This is a genomic window from Zooshikella ganghwensis DSM 15267 (assembly GCF_000428585.1).
GTDB lineage: Bacteria > Pseudomonadota > Gammaproteobacteria > Pseudomonadales > Zooshikellaceae > Zooshikella > Zooshikella ganghwensis.
This window is the reverse complement of the sequence record NZ_AUAF01000299.1, coordinates 1-2742: the sequence shown is the minus strand read 5'-3', so window position 1 is coordinate 2742 and position 2742 is coordinate 1. Positions and strand designations below refer to the sequence as shown.

At 41.4% G+C, this 2742-nt stretch carries 3 protein-coding genes; 1 reads left to right on the top strand and 2 read right to left on the bottom strand.

The window, feature by feature from the left end:
- Positions 1-90 precede the first annotated feature (90 nt).
- On the top strand, positions 91-444 hold the full coding sequence (locus F607_RS32045) for a GNAT family N-acetyltransferase (RefSeq protein WP_051311853.1): 354 nt from the start codon (positions 91-93) through the stop codon (positions 442-444).
- 165 nt (positions 445-609) lie between these two features.
- On the opposite strand, the gene F607_RS0126150 is transcribed toward F607_RS32045, so the two are convergent.
- Together F607_RS0126150 and ribD are read right to left on the bottom strand one after the other, a co-directional pair.
- Positions 610-1326, bottom strand: a complete 717-nt coding sequence (locus F607_RS0126150; RefSeq protein WP_027710361.1) for a riboflavin synthase — start codon at positions 1324-1326, stop codon at positions 610-612.
- 113 nt (positions 1327-1439) lie between these two features.
- On the bottom strand, positions 1440-2570 hold the full coding sequence (gene ribD, locus F607_RS0126145; protein ID WP_027710360.1) for a bifunctional diaminohydroxyphosphoribosylaminopyrimidine deaminase/5-amino-6-(5-phosphoribosylamino)uracil reductase RibD: 1131 nt from the start codon (positions 2568-2570) through the stop codon (positions 1440-1442).
- Between the last annotated feature and the right edge of the window lie 172 nt (positions 2571-2742).

The window sequence follows — 2742 nt, the reverse complement described above, 5'->3', positions numbered from 1 at the left end:
ACTTATAAAATTGGAATAAAAAATAAGAGACTCTCTGCTGGTTGGGATCATGAATATTTAATGAAGCTAATTTGTTCGGTGTAAATTTATATGCGTTTGCCCTGGCGCTTACCGCTACTTATTTTGAATGATGATAATGACATCATTGGTCGGATCAATTTACACAAAATCTGTCGTCAAACAGACAGTGCATATCTTGGTTATCGTGTAGGAAAGAATAATATCAACCGTGGTGTGGCATCTTATGCTGTTAAGCAGATACTCACATTAGCACCACAAAATGGCGTAAAGTATATTATCGCATTAGCTTCAACAGCAAACAAACCCTCCCAAATTGTGTTAATAAAAAATGGGTTCTACAAAAAAAGGCTTATATTCAATAAAGCTTTCGTAAATGGCCAACAAATAGACTGTATTGAATACCAAAAAGAAATCAGCCAATAAAGTCACGGTACGGTCTGTAGCGTATAATTACCCCCGCTATAATTGGATCATTTGAGCTGAGGGCATATTTGTACAGGTTTGCAGTACGCCTAGGTTATCACCAACAACAGCGCATATGAAAACTATGTTTGAATACCATACATTTAAAATAGTAACTTATTTTTACTAATCCTCCATTTTTTTACCCTGCAATAAAGCCAGCTTTGAAGTTGTCAGTGCTTGTAAATCTATACCTTTTTCCTTAAGCAAATGTTCCAATACTGGATACAGTTTATCTTCTAATGTAGTTTGTATTGTATCAACAACAACCTGAGTCCCACGCTCTATCTCAATATTGACATTATCACCGGTACGCTTTTCCTCAAAAGTTGTCATACGGCGGGTTTCAGGAATTAACCAAACCTCGAAATAGCCCTTTTCCTTATCAACTTCTGATACTGTCAAGCTGGCCCCATTAATGGCAATATAGCCTTTGGGGAAAATATATTTACGCCATGACTCAGGCAGGTCAAACCGAATACGACAGTTGCCTTCCATTTCACTAATTTCTACAATAGCTGTTCGAAAATCTACATGACCAGATAAAGGATGACCGCCTATCTCTGCCCCTTCTTTTGCAGCTCGTTCAACATTAACCCGATCGCCCTTTTCATGTTCAGCCAGAGTAGTAATTAATAAGCTTTGTAATATGACATCGAACTTCACCACCGTTTCAGTCAGTATTTCAGTAACCGTTAAACATACACCATCAACTGCAATGCTGGCGCCTATTGTAAGGTTCTTACAAAACCCCTCAGGGAATTCAATTTCAAATGTACGAATACTGTCGTGATCGTGAATACATCTAATTGTCGCCACAGATTGAATGATACCCGTAAACATAAAAGCCTCCTGTGTTAAAGGGTAGTCCCCTCAGAGCTATTGCATACATCATGATATTTCGATGCATGGTATGACAACGCTAAGACAAGGTCACGTACGTCGAATATGTGTTATTATGGTTGCAGCTCAGGCTCTGCTTTCCTCTGATAACGACTTCTAATGTCATTCCCGATAACCTGACTATCTATCAGTGTAAACCGAGCAGCCTCTGTCAGTTTTGTAGTCTGCACCTGATAAAGCATTTGCGAGCCTTTCCCCATAAGCATTGGAGCCTGGTAAACAACCAGCTCATCCAACAAATGATGCTGCAAGAACTGACTCATTAAGGTAGGCCCAGACTCAACCATTACCTCATTATACTCCGTTGTTTTTAAGCATTGCTGCAATACATTTAGATCAACCCCTTCTGTACTCACTGGCAGTGTAATGACTTCTACCCCCATCGAAGACAACTGTTGTTGCCTTTTTTTATCAGCCAGTCCTTCACCAACAATCACTACTATATTTCTACTGTCTAGGGTTGTGAGTAATCTGGCATCTAGTGGCAGAGAAAGGCGGGTATCTAAAATAATCAGGTCTGGCTGACGCACCATAGGTTTAGGTATTTTATCCAAATGATCTAAGCGCACATTTAAGAGGGGGTTATCCTGAATAACCGTTTTTACACCAGTAAGAATGGCACAGCTTTGCGCTCGAAGTGTCATAACATCCTGACGTGCTTTATCACCCGTAATCCATTTACTTTCACCAGACGCGAGAGCCATCCCACCATCAATACTTATCGCAACCTTACCAAACAGCCAAGGTCCCTGTTGTTTCATTCGTTTAATATAACCACGATTAAGCTGTAAAGCCTCTTCTTCCAATATCCCTACATCAACTTGAAATCCTGCTTGCTTAAGTACTGAAAGGCCTCGTCCTGATACCAGCGGATTTGGATCAGTCATTGCCACAACAACACGTTCTAAATTCAGCTTAGCCAATGTCTGGCAACAAGGTGGTGTTCGCCCAAAGTGCGAGCATGGTTCTAATGTCACATAAGCAGTAGCACCCGTTAAACTATCTTTAGTCTGATTAATCGCTGCAACTTCAGCATGTGGCCCTCCTGCGCGCTGATGAAATCCTTCAGCAATGACTTTACCCTGTTTCACAAATACACAACCCACTCTCGGGTTCGGTGAGGTAGACCACAGTCCTTGGCTAGCTAACGCCAAAGCTCGGCTCATAAATACTTCATCGTTCATCGTCAATCCATACTCAGCTTATAACAACTTCAGCCTACGCATTACCCAGTTCTAGCGATTTTCTACCCGGAAAACACGAGTCATAACGCTCCCGCAGAGCGGGAGGCTTGACAGCTATGAGCAGCCCCAAGGGCTGCCAATGTTAAAGTTCAGTGTTTAAAATTAGCTTCCG

Coding starts and splice junctions, on each gene's coding strand:
- F607_RS0126150 (WP_027710361.1), bottom strand. CDS start 1,326: ATGTTTACGGGTATCATTCAATCTGTGGCGACAATTAGATGTATTCAC.
- ribD (WP_027710360.1), bottom strand. CDS start 2,570: ATGAACGATGAAGTATTTATGAGCCGAGCTTTGGCGTTAGCTAGCCAA.
- F607_RS32045 (WP_051311853.1), top strand. CDS start 91: ATGCGTTTGCCCTGGCGCTTACCGCTACTTATTTTGAATGATGATAAT.